This window comes from Flavobacterium sp. NRK1, from assembly GCF_024054175.1.
Lineage (GTDB): Bacteria > Bacteroidota > Bacteroidia > Flavobacteriales > Flavobacteriaceae > Flavobacterium.
Genome location: NZ_JAMXLA010000001.1, coordinates 245,940 through 265,266 on the forward strand (window position 1 = coordinate 245,940; position 19,327 = coordinate 265,266).

The window sequence follows — 19,327 nt, forward strand, 5'->3', positions numbered from 1 at the left end:
GCTAATGCTTAACTTTTTTTGTTTATACTAAGGCCTCGTGGAGAAATTGGTAGACTCGCCATCTTGAGGGGGTGGTGCTGCAAGGCGTATGGGTTCGAATCCCATCGAGGTCACAGAAAAATTTAAAGCCTTCAAAATCAATGATTTTGAAGGCTTTTTTAGTTCATGCATTTTAATATTTATCATAATTATGCTTCAGACTAATAATTAAATTTCAATATCCATTCTTCTTAACAAGTCGGCCTCTAAGGTATAGATGTGTTTTACTTGCCCATCAAAAATTGAATTTCCTTGCAGGTCTCTCACAATTTGATGAACAGTCACTTCAAATGCGCCATTTGATCGTTGATTAAATCCGATGGGTTCAACAGTTGGGTTTATTTCCGTCCATTGTCGTGTCCAATATCCTCTTATTGCATCGTGTCCACTTACATAACCGCCTTCAAAGGCTTTTGGCCATTGAACTTCCGGGTGAAAAGTTGAAAGTGCCGTATCTATATCTCTTAAATTAAAAGCCGCATAGGCTTTTTTGATTAAATTTTCAAAATGAGTCATTAATAAAGGTCTTTTATTTTTTTTATAATCAGAATGTAAAAGTCTGGATTTCTATTGTTAGTTGTATATATCAATCGAGGAATTTATAACTAAATCTAAGAGTTTGTTTTTATAATAGATATTGAGTACAAATTTGAAACATTCCCCTTATATAGCAATATGAACTGTAGTAAATTTAAATGGAAAACCTTTTGTTTTAATACTAATCGTAAAAATGGAAAAAATAGATGTAGTTGAAAATCAAATACTAGTAATAGGCCATGCCATTAATAGAACTCTATAATAAAATTGTCGCGTTATCCCCTTACAATTGTCTTTAATGCACGTTTATATAAAAATCAGATAGCATACTTTTGATAAAATTTTTACCTAACCAACAACAAATTAAAATATAGAAACTATGAGAAAAATAATTTCATTTATGCATATATCGCTTGACGGCTTTGTAGCAGGACCGAACGGAGAAATGGACTGGATAAAAGTTGACGAAGAAATTTTTGATCATGTAGGTAAACGTATAAGCGAAGGTGACACTTCATTATATGGGCGGGTAACTTACGAGATGATGGAAAATTACTGGCCTACAGCAGCAGACAAACCTACCGCTACCAAGCATGATATTGAACACTCACAGTGGTATAGTAAAGTTCATAAAGTTGTTTTATCAAAAACAATGAAAGGCATGGACTTAGATAACACAACAATTATTAGCGGCAATCTTACGGACAGAATAAATGAAATAAAACAACAGACTGGTAAAGACATCTTACTTTTTGGCAGCCCGAAAGCAACACATTCACTTATTCAAAACAATTTAATTGACGGATTCTGGCTGTTTGTTAATCCTATAATTCTTGGACAAGGGATTCCATTATTTAAAGATATCAAAGACAAAATAAAACTGAATTTATTGACTACAAAGCAATTTACCTGTGGAGTAACTGAATTGAACTACATAGTAGACAGGCAGTAATAATAAATACTTATCGAGTAAACAGAATTAAAGCAATAAATAGTAAGTTTGCGCGCTAAAAATACTTCAAATGAACAAACTTTGTTTTTACTTTATTGTCATTCTATTTTCAGGTATATTATTTAATCCTGTTTATGCGCAAATAAAAAAAGGTGAGTATATAAATGCCTCCATAGGAATAGGAATATGTGCACCCTCTGACGAATCTGAAATAGATGGGTCTGGATTTTATGCACAGGCCGAATATGTTTTGAACTTTAATAGCTGGATAGGTGTAAGACCATATGTAGGCGTAGTTGTAGCATCAGGCGAATCTGAAGAACAAGAAATGCCTGAATTGAGAATTAAATCTAACGCAGCTTTACTGGGAGCAAAATTTCGTCTTACCGCTCCTATCCCCTACGTTGCGCCATTCGTCGAATTAGGTATTGGTATGTCTGCCGGCTCATTTGAAACCCATACAGAATATACCGACCTGAAAAAAAATGGGGTGCTTTTACACGTTCCTTTCACATTAGGATTGGCATTAGACCGCAAAAATAATTTTGATGTTAAATTCTCCTACTATTACCATAATTCTGTTGATCAGTTCTCGGGAGCAGCAGCACTTGGATTTTCTTTTCCAATAGAATAAAATCATGTAACAATTTTAATTTGGCTACTACCAGTTATAATACTTGATTAAATTTATTTATATTTTTCTTGAGTTACACAGTATAAAATTAAAGCCTGTAAAATCAATGATTCTACAGGCTTTTTTTAGTCTATTATATTTACAGGTCAATTAAAAGACCTGCGATATAAAAGTCAGTTATGCTGTACTAATTAATTTGCGTCCGGAATAGCATAAACAACAGAAGTTACCGGAGTACCCGATAAATTATTGGTAATAATACAGGTATTACCTTTAAGACCATCAGTACCAAATGACATCACGGTTGTTGTATCGATTATGGGGTAAGCCAAAATATACATAAGCGGAACATAAATAATACTATTCATGGTAACACCATTATAAATAACCTGGTTATTGTTTGTTACTGTTAATGTATCGCCTTGCTTATTAGTCATAGTAACACCGCCAAATACAGTTAAAGGAACCGGATTAAAAAGTGTATAACCTGTTACCTTATGCCCCATGATACTGCCGGTTATAGTAACCAGAGAGTCATTCTCAGAATTATATTCACGGTTAAATGTTAAAGTTATTGACTCATTCTTCATCGTCAATGTATTATTTTCAAATGTCATTGTTTTCGGATCAAAATAGTATCCTTTAGAGGTAACACCATCCAATGAAACACTAATCATTACCTGGTAAACATCATAATCTTTTGCTTCGTTTGCGGTTACATATTGTGCCTGAACTGATAAAAAAGCAAGTGATGTAAGAGATGATGTAGAAGCAACAGACTGAGTATTATCAAGCGATTTAAGTGGATAATAGCCACTAAACCCAGCCAATGCATTTCCGGTAATGTCATTCAATTCAAATGGAGCCATTGTAGCGGTTGGTATCGTCAATAAAGACCTCGTATTTACAGTATTTGATGCTTTGTCAACAATCATATTATTGCAGGCAAAACCTTTTTCTGCGGCAGTACCCATAATTAAGCTTACAGAATCGGAACCATCAACAAACGAGAAATAATACATATTTAAATTATACACATAAGTTGAAACAGGCTGTAATCCGTCTTTACCATTATCATACAAAATTTTATAATCCTCTTCAATACTCATTACATTCTTTTGTACTTTATTTTCTGGAAAGTAATATTTACCTACGTAAAGAGAAGAAGGTATAGGATTATTATAGGTTGTTCCTGTTACAGTTACAGCAGACTTTCCCTGAAGTGAAATCGATCCTGAGCATGTCGCAGTCGTTCCTTCACTTCTATCTGTACGGGTAAAGGTTAAATTAAAATCCGCACCCCCTAAATTAACATAGGGCTGTACTAATTTTGTACCATCAAAAGTTCCTGTGAACGGATATCGGTTAGATGTTTTTCCGTCTAGCGATACTATTAAGTCTAAAAAATAAACAGGAGTTGTCGATCCATTTTTAATAAGCATATTAGCATCAATTGCAAAAAAAGCTCCCTCAGCTGTATTTAATGTGTAATAACCATTAAATTTCATTAACGCCTGATTATCTGGATTCGGCTTGATGTCAGCTACCTGAATCTTCTCAATTTGTCGGTGATATTTAGCCAATTCTAACATTGGTACAGCGGTCTTAACCATTTCTTTTTCCATTGTAAAACGTATTTATTTATAAGTGAAATTTTAATTTGTGTTTATCTGAAAACATAAAGCCTTTACACTTATAAAAGTAAACTCCTAATCAAAGGAAAATATGAGTATAAATACCTGATTTCAGTAATCACGTACTTACACCTAATAATACTCTCCTAAAATTAAAACACGAATATTGTTTTATGACCTGTTTTCTCATTTAGGTTACAAATACCCTCATTTAGACTACATACGGCTAATGCTATCTGCTGACCTTTGTAGTATCAATTTAAACTAAAAATTTATGATACAGGAAAGTAATTCATCAGGTAAAGTATGGTTCATTACAGGTACTTCGAGAGGTTTTGGCCGTGTCTGGACCGAAGCTGCACTAAAGCGTGGCGATAAAGTAGCTGCTACAGCACGTAACATGGCAAGTATAGCCGACTTAAATGAAAAGTACGGTGAAAATGTATTAACTCTTGAACTGGATGTTACAAAACCGGAACAAGTTAAAACAGCCGTAACACAAGCTCACGATCACTTTGGAAGGCTGGATATTGTTTTCAACAATGCAGGATACTCATTAGTCGGTACCATAGAAGAAGCAAGTGCAGATGATGTAAAGGCTATGTATGAAACAAATATTTTTGGTGCTCTTTCTGTTATTCAGGCAGCTTTACCATTATTGCGCAAACAAGGTAGCGGACATATAATAGGCACGTCAAGTAATCTTGGCCATGTTGTCCTGCCCGTAATTGGATATTACTGTTCGTCTAAATGGGCGTTTGAAGCCATACATGAAACCCTTGCAGCAGAAGTTAAAGCTTTTGGCATTAATGTAACTATTATAGAGCCTGGTGCTTATGCCACAGAATTTGGCAGTCAGGAATCATTAAAGTTTGCACCGGCACTTGACATTTACACCGATTTTAAAGAGCAGTTTTTTGACAGCTTAAAAAGTATGGAAAGAGGTGACCCGAATGCAACACAGGAAGCTATTTTTAAAATAGTTGATGCCGAGCATCCGCCATTAAGGTTGTTTTTAGGAGACCAATGCCTGCCCTGGGTACGCACAGCTTATGCGGAAAGATTGGCTACGTGGGAAGAATGGGCAACGGTTTCAAACTCCGCTCAGGGAAAATCAGTATAGATAAGTAACGGAATAATTGTTGATTAAAAAATGATAACCGATATACCCCCTTGTATTGGTTATCATTTTTACTAAATTTATAGTATGAAAAAAGAAGAAGATATCCCTTATAAATTTGATTCTTTGTTAGATGCTTATAATGCTTTAGGCCTTCCAAAGCCTAAGCATCCGTTAATAGGCTTAATAAATGGTGCAAGTGATGATATTGTTCCGGAGAGACTTCCGAAAAATCATGTACTTAGTTTTTATAAAATATCCTATAAACCTAAGCTTGGCGGCAAATTAAAATACGGTCAGAACTATTACGATTTTGACGAAGGAGGGTTACTCTTTGCTTCGCCCGGCCAGCTAATTGGCGCTAATGATAATGATGCCAGTGTGTGTTCTGAATATACTTTGCTTATTCACCCTGATTTCTTTTTAGGTTACCCTTTGGCTAAAATAGTTAAGCAATATGGTTTCTTCTCCTACTCTGCTAATGAAACACTGCACCTTTCGGAAGATGAAAAGGCAACGATAATGTCTATTTTTAGATTGATTGAAACCGAATTAAACAGCAGGATAGACGATTTTAGTCAGGATGTGATTATTTCTCAGATAGAATTATTACTTAATTATGCAAACCGTTTTTATAAACGCCAGTTTATAACCCGCAAGGCAGTAAGTAATGATTTACTGCAAAAACTGGAAGATTTGCTGGATAATCATTTCAATAATGAAACAGCAATAAGCCAGGGAATCCCAACAGTACAATTTCTTTCGGAAAAACTAAATATATCACCCAGTTATTTAAGTGACATGCTGCGTTCACTAACAGGTCAGAATGCGCAGCAGCATATACATAATAAGCTTATAGAAAAAGCAAAAGAAAAATTATCTACCACCAGTTTATCTGTAAGCGAAGTAGCTTATGCCCTGGGTTTTGAACATCCACAGTCTTTCAGCAAATTGTTCAAAACAAAAACCAGCCTTTCACCGTTAGAATTTAGAAAGTCATTTAATTAGCATACTATAAAAATACCGTTCCACGAATTATGGATGATAACTTCTATTGCAAATTCATTGAGCCTGAACAATCGCTTGCCGATTTTGTGGAGAGTATTGGTGTATTTTATAATCCGTCTGATAAACCTAAAGACGTTGTTGTATTGCCGGACGGGCGGGTTGATTTATTCTTTTCGAAATCAGATTCAGAGCCTTTTCATGTTACGCTTATGGGATTGGAAACTGAACCCGAACAGCGGAGCGTTCCTCCAAAAACTTTAAATTTTGCTATAAGCTTTAGGCCTATTGCAGTTGAATATATTTTACAGACTTCTATTGCTGATTTTCTGAACAGTGGAAAGGAATACCCGAATGATTTTTGGGGTTTCGGTATTGATGACCTAAATGATTTTGACGCTTTTTACAAAAAAATATCACTAAAGGTAAAAGAACTTATCCCTAAGGAAGTTGATGAAAGAAAACGTAATCTCTTTAATCTTATCTATTCTTCAAAAGGTGAAATGAGTGTAAAAGAGCTTTCAGAAAAAATATCCTGGAGCAGCAGGCAAATTAACCGCTATTTTAGTCAATACTTCGGTCTTTCCTTAAAAGCATACTGTAGTATTTTACGTTTCAGGAAATCACTGGAACACATTGCAAACGGAAAGCTTTTTCCCGAACTTAACTTTACCGATCAAACCCATTTTATTAAAGAAATAAAAAAGTTTGCGGGTGTAGTGCCAAAAGAACTATCTAAAAATAAAGATGACCGATTTGTACTATTATCAGTCCTGAAACGAAAATAACTTTGTACCGTTAATTAAAATTAATGGTATGAAATTAAACAGCAAAAAAATAGCAATTGTAGGCGGCGGTCCCGGTGGCCTTACACTAGCAAGGCTCTTACAGTTAAAAGGAGCCAATGTAACAGTATATGAAAGGGATTTTGATAAACATGCGCGTGTACAGGGCTCACCTCTTGACCTGCATAAAGATTCCGGGCTTGCAGCACTGCGTGTAGCAAACCTATTGGAAGAATTTAAGAAAGCTTACCGCCCGGGAGCCGATAGACTAACCATAGCTAATAATAAGGGGCAAGTTATATTTAGTGAAGATGACACAGATATAAAAGAAGATTTTGACAGTGAGTATTTCCGTCCTGAAATAGATCGCGGTCCTTTACGAATGTTATTACTGGACTCCTTAAAACCCGAAACTGTTGTATGGGATAGTCATTTTGTTTCGATGGAAAAGCAAAACGAGGGCTGGCTGCTGCATTTTAAAAACGGCACATCGGCTTATGCAGATGTTGTAGTAGCTGCCGACGGAGCCAACTCTAAAATACGTCCCTATATTACAGATACTAAAGCCTTTTATTCGGGTATTACCATGATAGAGGTAAACATACCTAATGCTGAAAAAGGATCTCCAAACATTTATAAGTTAACCAATGGCGGTAAAATAATGGCTTTTGGCAATAGTAAGTGCGTACTTACCGGACTTAAAGGCAACGGAGACCTTGGGTTTTACCTCAGCTTAAAAACAGATGAAAACTGGGCTCAGGTAAATAGTATAGACTGTAATGATAAAGCACATATATTAGAGTGGTTCAAAAAAACCTATCCTGAATGGGACAAGAGCTGGTATGAGCTTTTTGAAAATATAGCCACTCCTTTTATTCCCCGCCCTATTTACTGTATGCCTTTAAATCAAAACTGGGAGAGCCTGACTAATCTTACCATGCTTGGCGATGCGGCACACGTAATGCCCCCATTTGCAGGCGAAGGTGTTAATATGGCAATGCTTGATGCTCTGGAGCTTAGTGAATGCCTTACTTCTGATAAAAACAGTACCCTACAGGAAGCTATTACACATTATGAAACCAATATGCGTAAGAGAGCCTCTGTTATAGCACAGGAATCATTGGAAAACGGTGAAATTATGCATTCTGAAAATGCGTTAACCGAGATGCTGAATATGTTTAGCGCTTTTAAATAATAAAAAAAGCAGCCGGAATATCCGGCTGCTTTTGTACTAATTAATATTTATTAAAATCCGGATAAGGCTTTCCTTTACCTGTTTCACACAGCATTTTAAGGCTTCTTAAAAAAAGTGCCCAGTCAAAACTACATGAAGCAAACTCTTGCGAATATGCCGCCCAATTATCATGATGAAACATTAGTGTACATCCTTTATTATGCGGTTCAAGCTCAAAAGTAATGGTTGTGTCCACCCATTCTTCAGAAGCATTAAGGCAAAGCCATTTTACTTTACTATAGGGTTTAAGTTCTTCAACTTTAATTTCTTTAAAGTAATTGGGACCAAAAGCAAATCGTGAAACACTGCCAACTTCAGGTTTAGCTATAGTGTCAGGTGTCCACCATCCGGCAAGTCCTTCCTGTTTGGTAAGGTTACCGTAAACTGTTTCTATAGGTTTTTCAATAAGCAGCCTGTGATAAATACTTTTAGTTGTTGTTTGTTGTACCGAATCATCTTCCTTATTGGTTTCTATGGTTTCTTTAGGTGTTGGACTCCCTTTACCCTTCTCGATAAGATCTTTTAAGCTTTGCTGTATATAATGTGTCCATGCATCATGGCAAATCTGGTAACATTCATAATCAGGCACCAGTCCCTGGTGAGTAAATAGCAATTCCGTTTTATCATCTTTGGCTGTTATTTCAAAAACTATCTTAGTGCCTTTCCATTCAGTTTCATCTTTAGTGAATTTAAAATAGTTATCAAGTACATGCCAGACAACTTTTTTATTGGGTATCATCTCAATAACTTTTATTCTTGCCCTGTGCACATCAATGTAGTGGTATAAAAATTCACTATCTATTTTATCGGTATCACCCTTTATGTTTTCCGACCACCATGCGCGAACATTATTTATAGCATCATAAACCTTAGAAGGAGATGCATCTGTTATAAGAGTTGTTTTAAAATCCTGATTATCCATGACTTAATTTTATTTTAGATTAAATGTATTAAGTTAATAATACATTATTTATTTTGTTTAGAAGCTTCAAATTCAAAATTAGTGACATATTCGCCCCTAAAAAAGGTGTAAATAAGACATAGTGTCGGGTTGATTTAGACAACGCTATTCAATATCTTTGTACAAGCTTAGTACACATAAAATCAACAGGATAGGAAATCATTTCATTAATATTTTACTGTTAGTCATGAAACATCTTACCATCTTAATACCCGATGCACAAACTTCGTTTAATACGTTTGCCTGCATTATAGGCGCCTATGATATTTTTAAACGCGCTAACGCATTTTGGAAAGAGACAGGGAGAGAACAGTTATTTAAGGTAGAGCTGGCAGGAACATCTGAAAAAACTGAAATAAACGATGGATTACTTACCATTAAATCTGAAATAAATATTTCATCTGTAAAACAAACCGATTTAATTATTATTCCTGCCATAAGCCATGATTTTACCCAGCCTGAAAAGGGAAACATAGGGATAATAAACTGGATTGAAAAACAATATAAAAATGGAGCCGAAGTTGCAAGTATGTGTAGCGGAGCCATGATATTGGCTTCTACAGGTTTGCTGGATGGCAAAAGCTGTTCCATTCACTGGAATACGGCAGACAGGCTGAAAAAGCTGTTCCCTAAAGTACTGGTAAAAACGGACAGGCTTATAACCGATGAACACGGCATCTATACTAATGGTGGTGGCTATTCATTTTTAAATCTCATCCTCTATCTTATAGAAAAATATTATGATAGGGAAACAGCTATTTATTGCTCTAAAATCTACCAGATAGAAATAGACAGGCAAAGACAGTCAGGGTTTACTATATTTAAAGGACAGAAAGCACATGGCGATACTATAGTAGAGAAAGCTCAAAATTATATTGAAGATAATTTTCAGGAAAAAATATCAATAGAAGAACTCTCTAAAATGTTTTCTGTAGGAAGAAGGAATTTTGACAGGCGATTTATTAAAGCCACAGGAAATACTCCTGTAGAATATATGCAAAGGGTAAAAATAGAATCGGCTAAGAAAGCTTTTGAAACCACACGCAAAAATATTAATGAAGTAATGTTTGAAGTGGGCTACACCGATGAAAAGGCCTTTAGGGAAGTATTTAGAAAAATAACAGGAATGTCGCCTTTGGGCTATAAGAAAAAATATAATAAAGAGGCAATGGTCGAATATTAAAAAGAAAAGCTCAGCTAATGCCGAGCTTTTCTTTTATTAAATTTTATTATTACGCTAAATCAAATCTGTCTGCATTCATTACTTTATTCCAAGCAGCTACAAAATCTTTTACAAATTTACTTTGCGCATCAGCACTCGCATATACCTCGGCTACAGCCCTTAGTTCTGAATTCGATCCTAAAACAAGATCAGCACGTGTACCGGCCCATTTAATAGTACCAGTAGTACGGTCATTACCTAAATAAACTTCTTTATCGTCTGATGCAGCTTTCCACTGAACATTCATGTCTAGCAGATTAATAAAGAAATCATTAGTAAGCTGTCCTGGACGTGAAGTAAATACTCCATAATTAGAACCGTCATAATTGGTATTAAGTACACGCATACCACCTACCAGTACTGTAAGTTCAGGTGCTGTAAGCGTAAGCAGTTGTGCTTTATCTATAAGCCATTCTTCTGTAGAAACAGAACTTTTATCCTTACGGTAATTACGGAAACCATCGGCTTTTGGCTCAAGGAAACTGAATGATTCAACATCGGTTTGTTCCTGAGAGGCATCCATACGTCCCGGTGTAAAAGGAACGGTCACTTCAGTACCTGCGTCTTTTGCCGCTTTTTCAACACCGGCACATCCTGCAAGCACTATTAAATCGGCAAGAGAAACTTTTTTATCTCCGCTTTGAGAATTATTAAAGTTGCTTTGAATTTTCTCTAATACATCCAATACTTTTTGAAGCTCGGCAGGATTATTTACTTTCCAGCTTTTTTGAGGTTCTAAACGAATACGGGCACCGTTAGCACCACCTCTTTTATCAGACCCTCGGAATGTTGATGCCGAAGCCCAGGCTGTTGAAACAAGTTGTGACACAGTCAGTCCTGATAACAGTATCTTAGCTTTAAGATCAGCCACATCGGTATCATTTATAAGAGTATGATTAACCGCAGGGATAGGATCCTGCCAAAGCAATTCTTCCTGTGGCACATCAGGACCAAGGTATCGGCTACGTGGTCCCATGTCACGATGCGTTAATTTATACCATGCACGTGCAAAAGCATCTGCAAAGGCATCCGGATTTTCTAAAAAGTGTCTGGATATTTTTTCATATTCAGGATCAAACTTTAAAGAAAGATCGGTAGTAAGCATGGTTGGTCTGTGCTTTTTCGAGCTATCATACGCATCGGGAATAATATCATCTGCATTTTTAGCTACCCATTGATGTGCTCCGGCAGGACTTTTAGTAAGTTCCCATTCAAAGCCAAACAGGTTCTCGAAAAAGTTATTGCTCCACTGTGTAGGTGTTTTAGTCCATGTTACTTCCAGTCCGCTGGTAATAGTATCAGGCCCTTTACCTGATTTATAGCTATTACTCCATCCAAATCCCTGCGACTCCAGCCCCGCTGCTTCAGGTTCATCTCCTACGTGGTCGGCAGAGGCTGCGCCGTGAGTTTTACCAAAGCTATGCCCACCTGCAATAAGTGCAACAGTTTCTTCATCATTCATTGCCATACGTCCAAAAGTATCTCTTATATCTTTTGCTGCTGCTATAGGATCAGGATTACCGTCCGGCCCTTCCGGATTCACATATATAAGTCCCATTTGCACCGCTGCTAACGGGTTTTCAAGATTTCGGCTGTGTTTATCTCCATCGGCATCATCATCAGAAACAAGTACACCATGATCTTCCACCACACCTTCCGAGCCATGAGCATAACGCAGGTCACCGCCCAGCCAGGTAGTTTCATTTCCCCAGTAAACATCTTCCTCAGGCTCCCATACATCTTCACGTCCTCCGGCAAAACCAAATGTTTTAAAACCCATAGATTCTAAAGCTACGTTTCCCGTAAGAATCATAAGGTCTGCCCAGGATATTTTGCGTCCGTATTTTTGTTTAATAGGCCAAAGCAATCTACGGGCTTTATCAAGACTAACATTATCAGGCCAGCTGTTAAGTGGCGCAAAACGCTGCTGCCCTGCTCCTGCACCACCGCGTCCGTCACCTACGCGGTAAGTACCGGCACTGTGCCACGCCATACGTATAAACAAAGGCCCATAATGACCAAAATCGGCTGGCCACCAGTCTTGTGAATCCGGCATAAGATCATGAAGATCTTTTTTTACAGCTTCAAGGTCAAGGCTTTTAAACTCTTCTGCATAATTAAAATCTTTATCCATAGGGTTAGACAAAGAAGAATTTTGCCGCAACAAACTTACTTTTAATTGTTTCGGCCACCAATCATGATTTTTTGTTCCACCTCCGGCAACATTGCTAAGACTGCCGTTATGAAATGGACATTTACTGATATCATTAGAATTATTTTCCATACTGTAATAATTTATGTTGGTATTATTTATTAATGTTAAAACAAACATTATAAAGTTATGATATTAAGGCACATAATCAAAAAGAAATAAAATTGATTAATTCTATATCTTAATAATCAATTCCTATTAATAAGTAATCTAAAGCCATATAGTATTAAAAATTATACCTTTATGCTATCATATTTTAAATTGCTAAAAGCATTATAATCTAATAATCCCTGTTAATTATGTCTACACCGGTTGAAAAACATTATATAACCAGAAGCGGCTGGTTACGCGCTGCAGTTTTAGGTGCTAATGACGGTATATTGTCTACAACAAGTTTAGCTATTGGTATAGCAGCAGCCAGTGACACAAGAGATCCTATTGTACTCGCGGTAATAGCAGGTGTTGTTGCCGGGGCTTTATCTATGGCTGCAGGAGAATATGTATCTGTAAGTTCGCAGTCTGATGTGGAAACATCCGATCTTGAAAGAGAGAAAAATGAACTGGCAACTATGCCGGAATCTGAATTGGCAGAACTGGCAGACATTTATGTACAACGAGGATTAAACAAAGAGCTTGCAATGCAGGTAGCTATAGAACTTACTGCACATAATGCACTCGAAGCCCATGCAAGGGATGAACTGGGTATTAATGAAATTACCCAGGCTAAGCCATTAACTACAGCTTTTGCATCAGCAGTTGCCTTTACTGTTGGAGGAGCCCTGCCTTTATTGGTCGCCTTTTTTGCACCGGTAAAAAATATGATATTTTATCAATATGGGTTTTCTATAGTTTTTCTGGCTTTGTCAGGTGCTATTGCAGCAAGAGCAGGAGGGTCTAATCTTGTAAAATCTATTATAAGAATTTGTATCTGGGGAACTTTTGCAATGGGCATGTCCGCTTTAGTAGGACATATTTTTGGTGTACAAACAACATAGCACTATAACTAAATCCAGCATTAACAGTTATTTCTTATTTTTGAAAATAACCTTACAACCAAAATACAATGCCATATACAATTCTGGAAAACCTTTGGAGACGAACATTAAATCCACAAACAGCCTTTTCTGACAACAATAATGCCTGGAATAGAGAGAATGAAACTCTTTACAAAATGGGCATCAGTATGGAAGATACTTTAAAGTATCTTTATTTTGAAAAACCCGACCTGGATAGCTTTAAAGCATGGATAGCAGAAAACAAAAAGTTCGTTGCAGCCGATGATAGGGAGTTTATAGATGATGTGCTTACTAAAGATGATCTTGAATTTTGGGATAAAAACGGATATGTTATTGTAAAAGAAGCTATTTCTAAGCAGGAGTGTGAAGAAACCACACAGGCAATTTGGGAGTTTTTAAAAATGAGCCCAGATAATAGTGCTTCATGGTACAAACCACATGAAGATTTAAAAGGATTAATGCTAAGCTTTTTTGATCATGCTGCCTTAAATAAGAACAGGGAATCTAAACGCATAAAAAAAGCATATGAACAACTTTATAAAACAAACAGAATATTCAAGACTATTGATAAAGTAAGTTTTAATCCGCCTGAAACCAAAAACTTTCATTTTAAAGGCAGTCCATTACATTGGGATATAAGTTTAAAAATGCCTGCACCTTTCGGGCTTCAGGGCTTACTGTATCTTACAGACTGTGATGCTCATGATGGGGCTTTTCATTGTGTACCGGGCTTTCATAAAAAAATTGAAAGCTGGCTTAAAGAACTATCGCCCGACGAAAATCCACGAAGTAAAGCTTTAGAAGTTTTACACCCTGCACCTGTAACCGGTAATGCAGGTGATTTTATAATATGGCAAAATACCCTTCCGCATTGTGCATCACCAAATAATGGGAAAGTGCCCAGAATGGTACAATACCTTACATACTTGCCTGATGACTATATAACGCCGGCCGAATGGATATAAAGCATATTCAAAATGCTTAACCGAAATTCTTTACAATTTATTCCAAAACAAATAAGCTCCCTATTGGGAGCTCAATATTTTGTATAAGAAGCGTGCTTTGCTTATGCTAAGTTAGCAACGTGCTTAGTTAATTTTGATTTAAGGTTTGAAGCCTTGTTAGCGTGAATAATATTTTTCTTCGCTAATTTGTCAATCATAGAGATAACTGAAGAAAGTTTCTCTGAAGCTTCGCTCTTCACAGTAGCTAAACGTATAGCTTTGATAGCATTACGTGTAGTTTTGTGCTGATACTTGTTCAACACTCTTTTCTTTTCGCTAGTCCTGATTCTTTTTAATGCTGACTTGTGATTTGCCATTTTCTTAACTTATAAACTTGTTAATGTTTTTATTGTAGTCCGTAGGGGAATCGAACCCCTGTTACCAGGATGAAAACCTGGCGTCCTAACCCCTAGACGAACGGACCATTGTACAGTAAATTTCTTTTGTAGCCCGTGGGGGAATCGAACCCCCCTTACCAGGATGAAAACCTGGCGTCCTAACCGATAGACGAACGGGCCATTTTGTTTCTCTAATGCGGTGCAAAAATACAACTATTTTTTATTTGCGCAATAGTCGAAACAAAAAAAATTAAAAAAATTAATAAGCTCTTGCAAAAAGCACCCTCCCTACAGACGGAGCACCAGTAAACACACAGGCTCCTGCCTCTTCAACCCTGTCTAAAGCGATGCAGCGAATAGTAGCTTTTGTAAGTTCTTTTATCTTTTCTTCGGTCTCAGGTGTACCGTCCCAATGGGCTGCCACAAAACCTCCTTTATTATCAAGCACATCTTTAAACTCCTCAAAAGAATTTACCTCTGTAATATGCGAATCCCTGTATTCCAGCGCCTTATTAAATAAATTACACTGCATTTGCTCAAGAGTATCCTGTATATAGCTTACCACTTCGGTATTTTTAACTACTTCTTTTGATAAAGTATCTCTCCTGGCAACTTCAAAAGTTCCGTTAGCAAGGTCGTTCGGACCTATGGCAACACGCAACGGAACACCTTTGAGTTCGTACTCATTAAACTTCCATCCCGGTTTCTGAGTTGTCCTATCGTCATATTTTACAGATATACCCAGTTTTCTAAGGTTTGCCATAAGTTCTTTTGCTTCTGCAGATATTGCAGCAAGTTGTTCATCTCCCTTATAAATAGGCACAATAACAACCTGTATAGGTGCAAGATTAGGAGGAAGCACAAGTCCGTTATCATCAGAGTGTGTCATTACAAGCGCTCCCATAAGGCGTGTAGAAACACCCCATGAAGTAGCCCATACATATTCCTGCTTACCTTCTTGCGTTGCAAATTTTACATCAAATGCTTTAGCAAAGTTTTGTCCTAAAAAGTGAGATGTACCCGCCTGAAGCGCTTTACCATCCTGCATTAACGCTTCAATACAGTAGGTTTCAAGAGCACCGGCAAAACGTTCGTTAGCTGTTTTTACACCTTTTATAACCGGTATAGCCATAAAGTTTTCAGCAAAATCAGCATATATGTTCATCATTTGCTCTGCTTCAGCAATAGCTTCCTGTTGCGTAGCATGTGCAGTATGCCCTTCCTGCCAAAGAAACTCGGCAGTTCTCAGGAAAAGTCTTGTCCTCATCTCCCAACGTACTACATTCGCCCATTGGTTTACGAGTATAGGCAGGTCACGGTACGATTGTATCCATTTCCTGTAAGTATCCCATATAATAGTTTCAGATGTAGGCCTTACAATCAGCTCCTCTTCAAGTTTAGCATCAGGATCTACTTCAATAGATCCGTCTTCTGCTGTTTTAAGCCTGTAGTGAGTAACAACTGCGCACTCTTTTGCAAAACCATCTACGTGGCTTGCTTCTTTGCTGAAATAAGACTTGGGTATAAACAAAGGAAAATAAGCATTTTCATGACCTGTTTCTTTGAACTTTTTATCAAGTTCTGCCTGCATTTTTTCCCAAATTGCATAACCGTATGGCTTAATAACCATACATCCCCTAACCCCTGAATTTTCAGCAAGGTCTGCTTTTACAACCAGTTCATTATACCATTTGGAATAATCTTCTGCTCGTTTAGTTAAATTCTTACTCATTTTAAATAGATTGGCACAAATATTGTTTTACTTTTATATATCAAAATATGGTTTAGCAAAACTAACCATTTTTGAAACTTCAACAATAAAAAAATGCACCGATATGAAAACTAATTACTTCAATATCCGTCAAATCTCCTTCTTCTCTATATTGGGAATTTTAGGTTTGGCAGTAAGCTCGTGCAGTTCTTATCAGAATACATCCTCTTATGATAATGATGGTATTTATGGTTCTGTACCCCATGATGCTAATGGCAACCCTGTATATACTTACAATGATGGTAACGTACAACAGTATAATGACGGCAATAACTCAGGGCAAAATATGAACTACAAATCATATTTTAGCACGTTAGAGGATGATTTCCCATACGTACCCGTTGAAAATGATACCGTTGTAGAAACAGAAACTTATAACTCATATCCCGGATGGGGTGAAACAACCGACAACGTAAACGTTAATGTTTATGGCGGATACGGTGGTTATGGCTATGGCGGATGGGGATATCCCTATTACGGCCTTGGTTACGGATATGGCGGTTGGGGTTATCCTTATTATGGTGGCTACTACGGTGGATGGGGACTTGGCTACGGATATGGCGGTTGGGGTCTTGGCATAGGATGGGGTTATGGCTACGGCGGATGGGGCTATCCTTATTACGGAGGCTATTATGGCGGATGGGGTTACCCATACTATGGCGGCGGTTATTACTATGGCAACAACAGCTATTACAGAAATCCACGATCTACAGCTTATTATAACGGTGGAAGAAACAGCTACTATGCTAACAGCAGAGCTGCTTCAAATGCAAGATACAGCAGCAGAAATATGAACTCCCGCTCTGCGGCAAGCAGCAGAAGTTTTACCAACAGCAACAGAAACTTTACAAATGGCAGAAACGTAAATACTATCCGCACGAGAGACAATGGCACATATTCTACACGTAATGTAAACAACAGTAGAAATTCTTACAATAACTCGTCCAGATACAATAATAATTCTTACTCTACTCCTACCAGAAGTAATAATAATTATACTCCTTCAAGAAGTAACAATAATTACACACCTACAAGGAGCAGTGCACCTTCAAGAAGCAGCAGTCCGACTTACAGCGCACCTACACGAAGCAGCGGTGGCAGCTTTGGAGGAGGAAGATCCGGCGGCGGCGGCGGTGGAGGTTCCCGTGGCGGTGGAGGCGGCCGAAGAGGATAAAAATATCAGTCCCCATGTTCTTATAAAACAGCATGGGGATTACTGTATAAAATAAAATTACGTTATGAGAAAGCATATACTTACCGCTGCGATAGCACTTATGGCAGCTTCAACTTACGCACAGCAAAGTCTTAACACTGCCGAAAACGCAGTACGATATACTACCGATAATCTTACAGGTACAGCCCGATTCAGAGCTATGAGCGGGGCTTTTGGTGCTGTAGGAGGAGATCTTTCGGCTATACATGTTAACCCGGCAGGTTCTGCTATATTCAATTATAATTCCGGTACCGCTTCCTTATCCAGTTATAATATCAGCAATGATGCAAAATACTTTGGCACTTCTCAAAGAAAAAACGACAACAGCCTTGACCTTAATCAGCTAGGTGCTGTTTTTGTTTTTAATAATAGTAATGAGAATGCATTTATGAGAAAATTTGCGCTTGCTTTTGATTATGAGAACACTAACAGCTTTCACAATACAACGTATAGCAGGGGTATAAATCCAAATAATTCAATAGACCAGTACTTTTTAAACTACGCTAACGGGATTAACGAAGGCCCAATATCGCTTAATACCCTTAATAATGCTTATTACGAAGATCTTAATTATAATGACCAACAGGCATTTTTAGGTTATAATGCATATCTATTTAACCCTAACAATAATAATGTGGGCCCGGCTTATGTTAGTAATGTACCTTCTACAGGAAATTACTACCACGAAAACTATATTAATACAACCGGATATAATGGTAAAGTAGCACTTAATTTTTCGGCACAGTTAAAAAACAGGCTGTATGTAGGTGGTAATTTAAATATCCATTTTACCGATTATATTGAAACACAGCGTTTTTATGAAGATGTAAACAATCCCTTGTCAACCGGTATGCAGTCTATACGGTTTGACAATGAACGTTACACCTATGGAGGCGGTTTTTCGCTTAACCTGGGTGCAATTTATAAAATTACCGAATCATTGCGTGCAGGTGTAGCTTATGAATCTCCTACCTGGATGAGGCTTCAAAACGAGATTACCCAAAGAATATCATCCTACTGTCCTCAATGCGAAGCTAACAATTCTGCGGATACTTTTGTTTTTGACCCTAATACTACTTTTGTTTTTGATGATTACACTGTTAAAAACCCTTCAAAATGGACAGGAAGCTTAGCCTATATATTTGGCAAAAACGGATTAATAAGTGTTGATTACAGTATTAAGGATTATAGCAATACAAAATATACCAGCTCAGGCTACGGAATGGTTAACAGCCAGTTAAGTAGTACGCTTGATGTTGCCAGTACTGTAAGAGTTGGTGCAGAATACCGTATAAAAAAATTCAGCCTAAGGGGTGGTTACCGATATGAGCAGAGCCCTTATAAGAACGGCACTACAATTGGCGATCTAAACGGAGCATCCGGTGGTTTAGGTTATTCTTTTGGAGCATCAAGGCTTGACCTTGCCTACTCCTGGTATCAGCGAAAATATGCTACTCCGCTATTCAGTACAGGTTTAACAGATGCGCCAGGTATTAAAAGCACTAATAACAACGTAACTTTATCTTATACTATAGATTTATAACTCTTTCATCTTGTTATAAAGGAAAAAGCCTTCTTTAGAAATAAGGAAGGCTTTTTTATGTTTAGCGTCCTGATATATTCAGTTACTACAACTTTAACCTCAAACTT

At 37.3% G+C, this 19,327-nt stretch carries 17 protein-coding genes and 3 tRNA genes; 12 read left to right on the forward strand and 8 right to left on the reverse strand.

What is annotated here, in order from left to right:
* Positions 1–31: 31 nt before the first annotated feature.
* Positions 32–113, forward strand: a tRNA-Leu gene (locus NHE85_RS01170).
* Positions 114–207: 94 nt separating this feature from the next.
* Here the strand turns inward: NHE85_RS01170 and NHE85_RS01175 are convergent.
* Positions 208–555 (reverse strand): nuclear transport factor 2 family protein, encoded by a 348-nt coding sequence (locus tag NHE85_RS01175; protein WP_252808897.1) that lies wholly within the window; start codon positions 553–555, stop codon positions 208–210.
* 400 nt (positions 556–955) lie between these two features.
* Between NHE85_RS01175 and NHE85_RS01180 the strand changes: the two genes are divergently transcribed.
* Together NHE85_RS01180 and NHE85_RS01185 are read left to right on the forward strand one after the other, a co-directional pair.
* Positions 956–1,528 carry a dihydrofolate reductase family protein gene (locus tag NHE85_RS01180; protein ID WP_252808898.1) on the forward strand — a complete coding sequence of 191 codons (573 nt, stop codon included), beginning with the start codon at positions 956–958 and terminating at the stop codon, positions 1,526–1,528.
* A gap of 70 nt (positions 1,529–1,598) precedes the next feature.
* Positions 1,599–2,162, forward strand: a complete 564-nt coding sequence (locus tag NHE85_RS01185) for an outer membrane beta-barrel protein (protein WP_252808905.1) — start codon at positions 1,599–1,601, stop codon at positions 2,160–2,162.
* Positions 2,163–2,353: 191 nt separating this feature from the next.
* Here NHE85_RS01185 and NHE85_RS01190 read toward each other — a convergent pair whose 3' ends face one another.
* Positions 2,354–3,787 carry a hypothetical protein gene (locus tag NHE85_RS01190; protein WP_252808907.1) on the reverse strand — a complete coding sequence of 478 codons (1,434 nt, stop codon included), beginning with the start codon at positions 3,785–3,787 and terminating at the stop codon, positions 2,354–2,356.
* Positions 3,788–4,070: 283 nt separating this feature from the next.
* Between NHE85_RS01190 and NHE85_RS01195 the strand changes: the two genes are divergently transcribed.
* The 4 genes from NHE85_RS01195 (at position 4,071) to NHE85_RS01210 (ending at position 7,901) form a co-directional block, all read left to right on the forward strand.
* Positions 4,071–4,919: an SDR family NAD(P)-dependent oxidoreductase gene (locus NHE85_RS01195; RefSeq protein ID WP_252808908.1), complete on the forward strand. Its 849-nt coding sequence runs from the start codon at positions 4,071–4,073 to the stop codon at positions 4,917–4,919.
* Between the two features lie 84 nt (positions 4,920–5,003).
* Positions 5,004–5,924, forward strand: coding sequence for an AraC family transcriptional regulator (locus tag NHE85_RS01200; protein ID WP_252808910.1), 921 nt, complete (start codon positions 5,004–5,006; stop codon positions 5,922–5,924).
* A gap of 29 nt (positions 5,925–5,953) precedes the next feature.
* A complete protein-coding gene (locus tag NHE85_RS01205; RefSeq protein WP_252808913.1) occupies positions 5,954–6,709 on the forward strand; it encodes an AraC family transcriptional regulator in 756 nt (251 codons plus the stop codon).
* Between the two features lie 28 nt (positions 6,710–6,737).
* Entirely contained in the window at positions 6,738–7,901 is a 1,164-nt protein-coding gene (locus NHE85_RS01210; protein ID WP_252808915.1) for an NAD(P)/FAD-dependent oxidoreductase, read from the forward strand.
* 40 nt (positions 7,902–7,941) lie between these two features.
* Here the strand turns inward: NHE85_RS01210 and NHE85_RS01215 are convergent, their stop codons facing one another.
* Positions 7,942–8,862: an SRPBCC domain-containing protein gene (locus NHE85_RS01215; RefSeq protein ID WP_252808917.1), complete on the reverse strand. Its 921-nt coding sequence runs from the start codon at positions 8,860–8,862 to the stop codon at positions 7,942–7,944.
* Positions 8,863–9,088: 226 nt separating this feature from the next.
* On the opposite strand from NHE85_RS01215, the gene NHE85_RS01220 reads away from it, so the two are divergent.
* Entirely contained in the window at positions 9,089–10,084 is a 996-nt protein-coding gene (locus NHE85_RS01220) for a GlxA family transcriptional regulator (protein ID WP_252808919.1), read from the forward strand.
* 49 nt (positions 10,085–10,133) lie between these two features.
* Here NHE85_RS01220 and katG read toward each other — a convergent pair whose 3' ends face one another.
* Positions 10,134–12,407, reverse strand: a complete 2,274-nt coding sequence (gene katG / locus NHE85_RS01225) for a catalase/peroxidase HPI (protein WP_252808921.1) — start codon at positions 12,405–12,407, stop codon at positions 10,134–10,136.
* Between the two features lie 227 nt (positions 12,408–12,634).
* Here katG and NHE85_RS01230 point away from each other — a divergent pair, with 227 nt between their 5' ends.
* Both NHE85_RS01230 and NHE85_RS01235 read left to right on the forward strand, forming a co-directional pair.
* On the forward strand, positions 12,635–13,330 hold the full coding sequence (locus tag NHE85_RS01230; RefSeq protein ID WP_252808923.1) for a VIT family protein: 696 nt from the start codon (positions 12,635–12,637) through the stop codon (positions 13,328–13,330).
* Between the two features lie 68 nt (positions 13,331–13,398).
* Complete coding sequence (locus NHE85_RS01235; protein ID WP_252808925.1) at positions 13,399–14,316, forward strand: phytanoyl-CoA dioxygenase family protein; 918 nt, start codon at positions 13,399–13,401, stop codon at positions 14,314–14,316.
* A 101-nt stretch (positions 14,317–14,417) separates the two neighbouring features.
* Here NHE85_RS01235 and rpsT read toward each other — a convergent pair whose 3' ends face one another.
* The 4 genes from rpsT to proS form a co-directional block, all read right to left on the reverse strand.
* Positions 14,418–14,672: a 30S ribosomal protein S20 gene (gene rpsT / locus NHE85_RS01240; protein ID WP_252808927.1), complete on the reverse strand. Its 255-nt coding sequence runs from the start codon at positions 14,670–14,672 to the stop codon at positions 14,418–14,420.
* A gap of 35 nt (positions 14,673–14,707) precedes the next feature.
* Positions 14,708–14,779, reverse strand: a tRNA-Glu gene (locus tag NHE85_RS01245).
* Positions 14,780–14,801: 22 nt separating this feature from the next.
* Positions 14,802–14,873: transfer RNA gene (locus NHE85_RS01250), tRNA-Glu, on the reverse strand.
* Between the two features lie 79 nt (positions 14,874–14,952).
* Positions 14,953–16,425 (reverse strand): proline--tRNA ligase, encoded by a 1,473-nt coding sequence (gene proS, locus NHE85_RS01255; RefSeq protein WP_252808929.1) that lies wholly within the window; start codon positions 16,423–16,425, stop codon positions 14,953–14,955.
* Between the two features lie 103 nt (positions 16,426–16,528).
* On the opposite strand from proS, the gene NHE85_RS01260 reads away from it, so the two are divergent.
* Both NHE85_RS01260 and NHE85_RS01265 read left to right on the forward strand, forming a co-directional pair.
* The gene (locus NHE85_RS01260; RefSeq protein WP_252808931.1) at positions 16,529–17,638 is read left to right on the forward strand and encodes a hypothetical protein; all 1,110 of its coding nucleotides are present in this window, start codon (positions 16,529–16,531) and stop codon (positions 17,636–17,638) included.
* A 64-nt stretch (positions 17,639–17,702) separates the two neighbouring features.
* Positions 17,703–19,220, forward strand: a complete 1,518-nt coding sequence (locus NHE85_RS01265; protein WP_252808932.1) for an OmpP1/FadL family transporter — start codon at positions 17,703–17,705, stop codon at positions 19,218–19,220.
* Positions 19,221–19,327 lie beyond the last annotated feature (107 nt).

Coding starts and splice junctions, on each gene's coding strand:
- katG (WP_252808921.1), bottom strand. CDS start 12,407: ATGGAAAATAATTCTAATGATATCAGTAAATGTCCATTTCATAACGGC.
- NHE85_RS01180 (WP_252808898.1), top strand. CDS start 956: ATGAGAAAAATAATTTCATTTATGCATATATCGCTTGACGGCTTTGTA.
- NHE85_RS01215 (WP_252808917.1), bottom strand. CDS start 8,862: ATGGATAATCAGGATTTTAAAACAACTCTTATAACAGATGCATCTCCT.
- NHE85_RS01195 (WP_252808908.1), top strand. CDS start 4,071: ATGATACAGGAAAGTAATTCATCAGGTAAAGTATGGTTCATTACAGGT.
- NHE85_RS01205 (WP_252808913.1), top strand. CDS start 5,954: ATGGATGATAACTTCTATTGCAAATTCATTGAGCCTGAACAATCGCTT.
- NHE85_RS01265 (WP_252808932.1), top strand. CDS start 17,703: ATGAGAAAGCATATACTTACCGCTGCGATAGCACTTATGGCAGCTTCA.
- NHE85_RS01260 (WP_252808931.1), top strand. CDS start 16,529: ATGAAAACTAATTACTTCAATATCCGTCAAATCTCCTTCTTCTCTATA.
- NHE85_RS01185 (WP_252808905.1), top strand. CDS start 1,599: ATGAACAAACTTTGTTTTTACTTTATTGTCATTCTATTTTCAGGTATA.
- NHE85_RS01230 (WP_252808923.1), top strand. CDS start 12,635: ATGTCTACACCGGTTGAAAAACATTATATAACCAGAAGCGGCTGGTTA.
- NHE85_RS01210 (WP_252808915.1), top strand. CDS start 6,738: ATGAAATTAAACAGCAAAAAAATAGCAATTGTAGGCGGCGGTCCCGGT.
- rpsT (WP_252808927.1), bottom strand. CDS start 14,672: ATGGCAAATCACAAGTCAGCATTAAAAAGAATCAGGACTAGCGAAAAG.
- NHE85_RS01200 (WP_252808910.1), top strand. CDS start 5,004: ATGAAAAAAGAAGAAGATATCCCTTATAAATTTGATTCTTTGTTAGAT.
- NHE85_RS01235 (WP_252808925.1), top strand. CDS start 13,399: ATGCCATATACAATTCTGGAAAACCTTTGGAGACGAACATTAAATCCA.
- proS (WP_252808929.1), bottom strand. CDS start 16,425: ATGAGTAAGAATTTAACTAAACGAGCAGAAGATTATTCCAAATGGTAT.
- NHE85_RS01220 (WP_252808919.1), top strand. CDS start 9,089: ATGAAACATCTTACCATCTTAATACCCGATGCACAAACTTCGTTTAAT.
- NHE85_RS01175 (WP_252808897.1), bottom strand. CDS start 555: ATGACTCATTTTGAAAATTTAATCAAAAAAGCCTATGCGGCTTTTAAT.
- NHE85_RS01190 (WP_252808907.1), bottom strand. CDS start 3,787: ATGGAAAAAGAAATGGTTAAGACCGCTGTACCAATGTTAGAATTGGCT.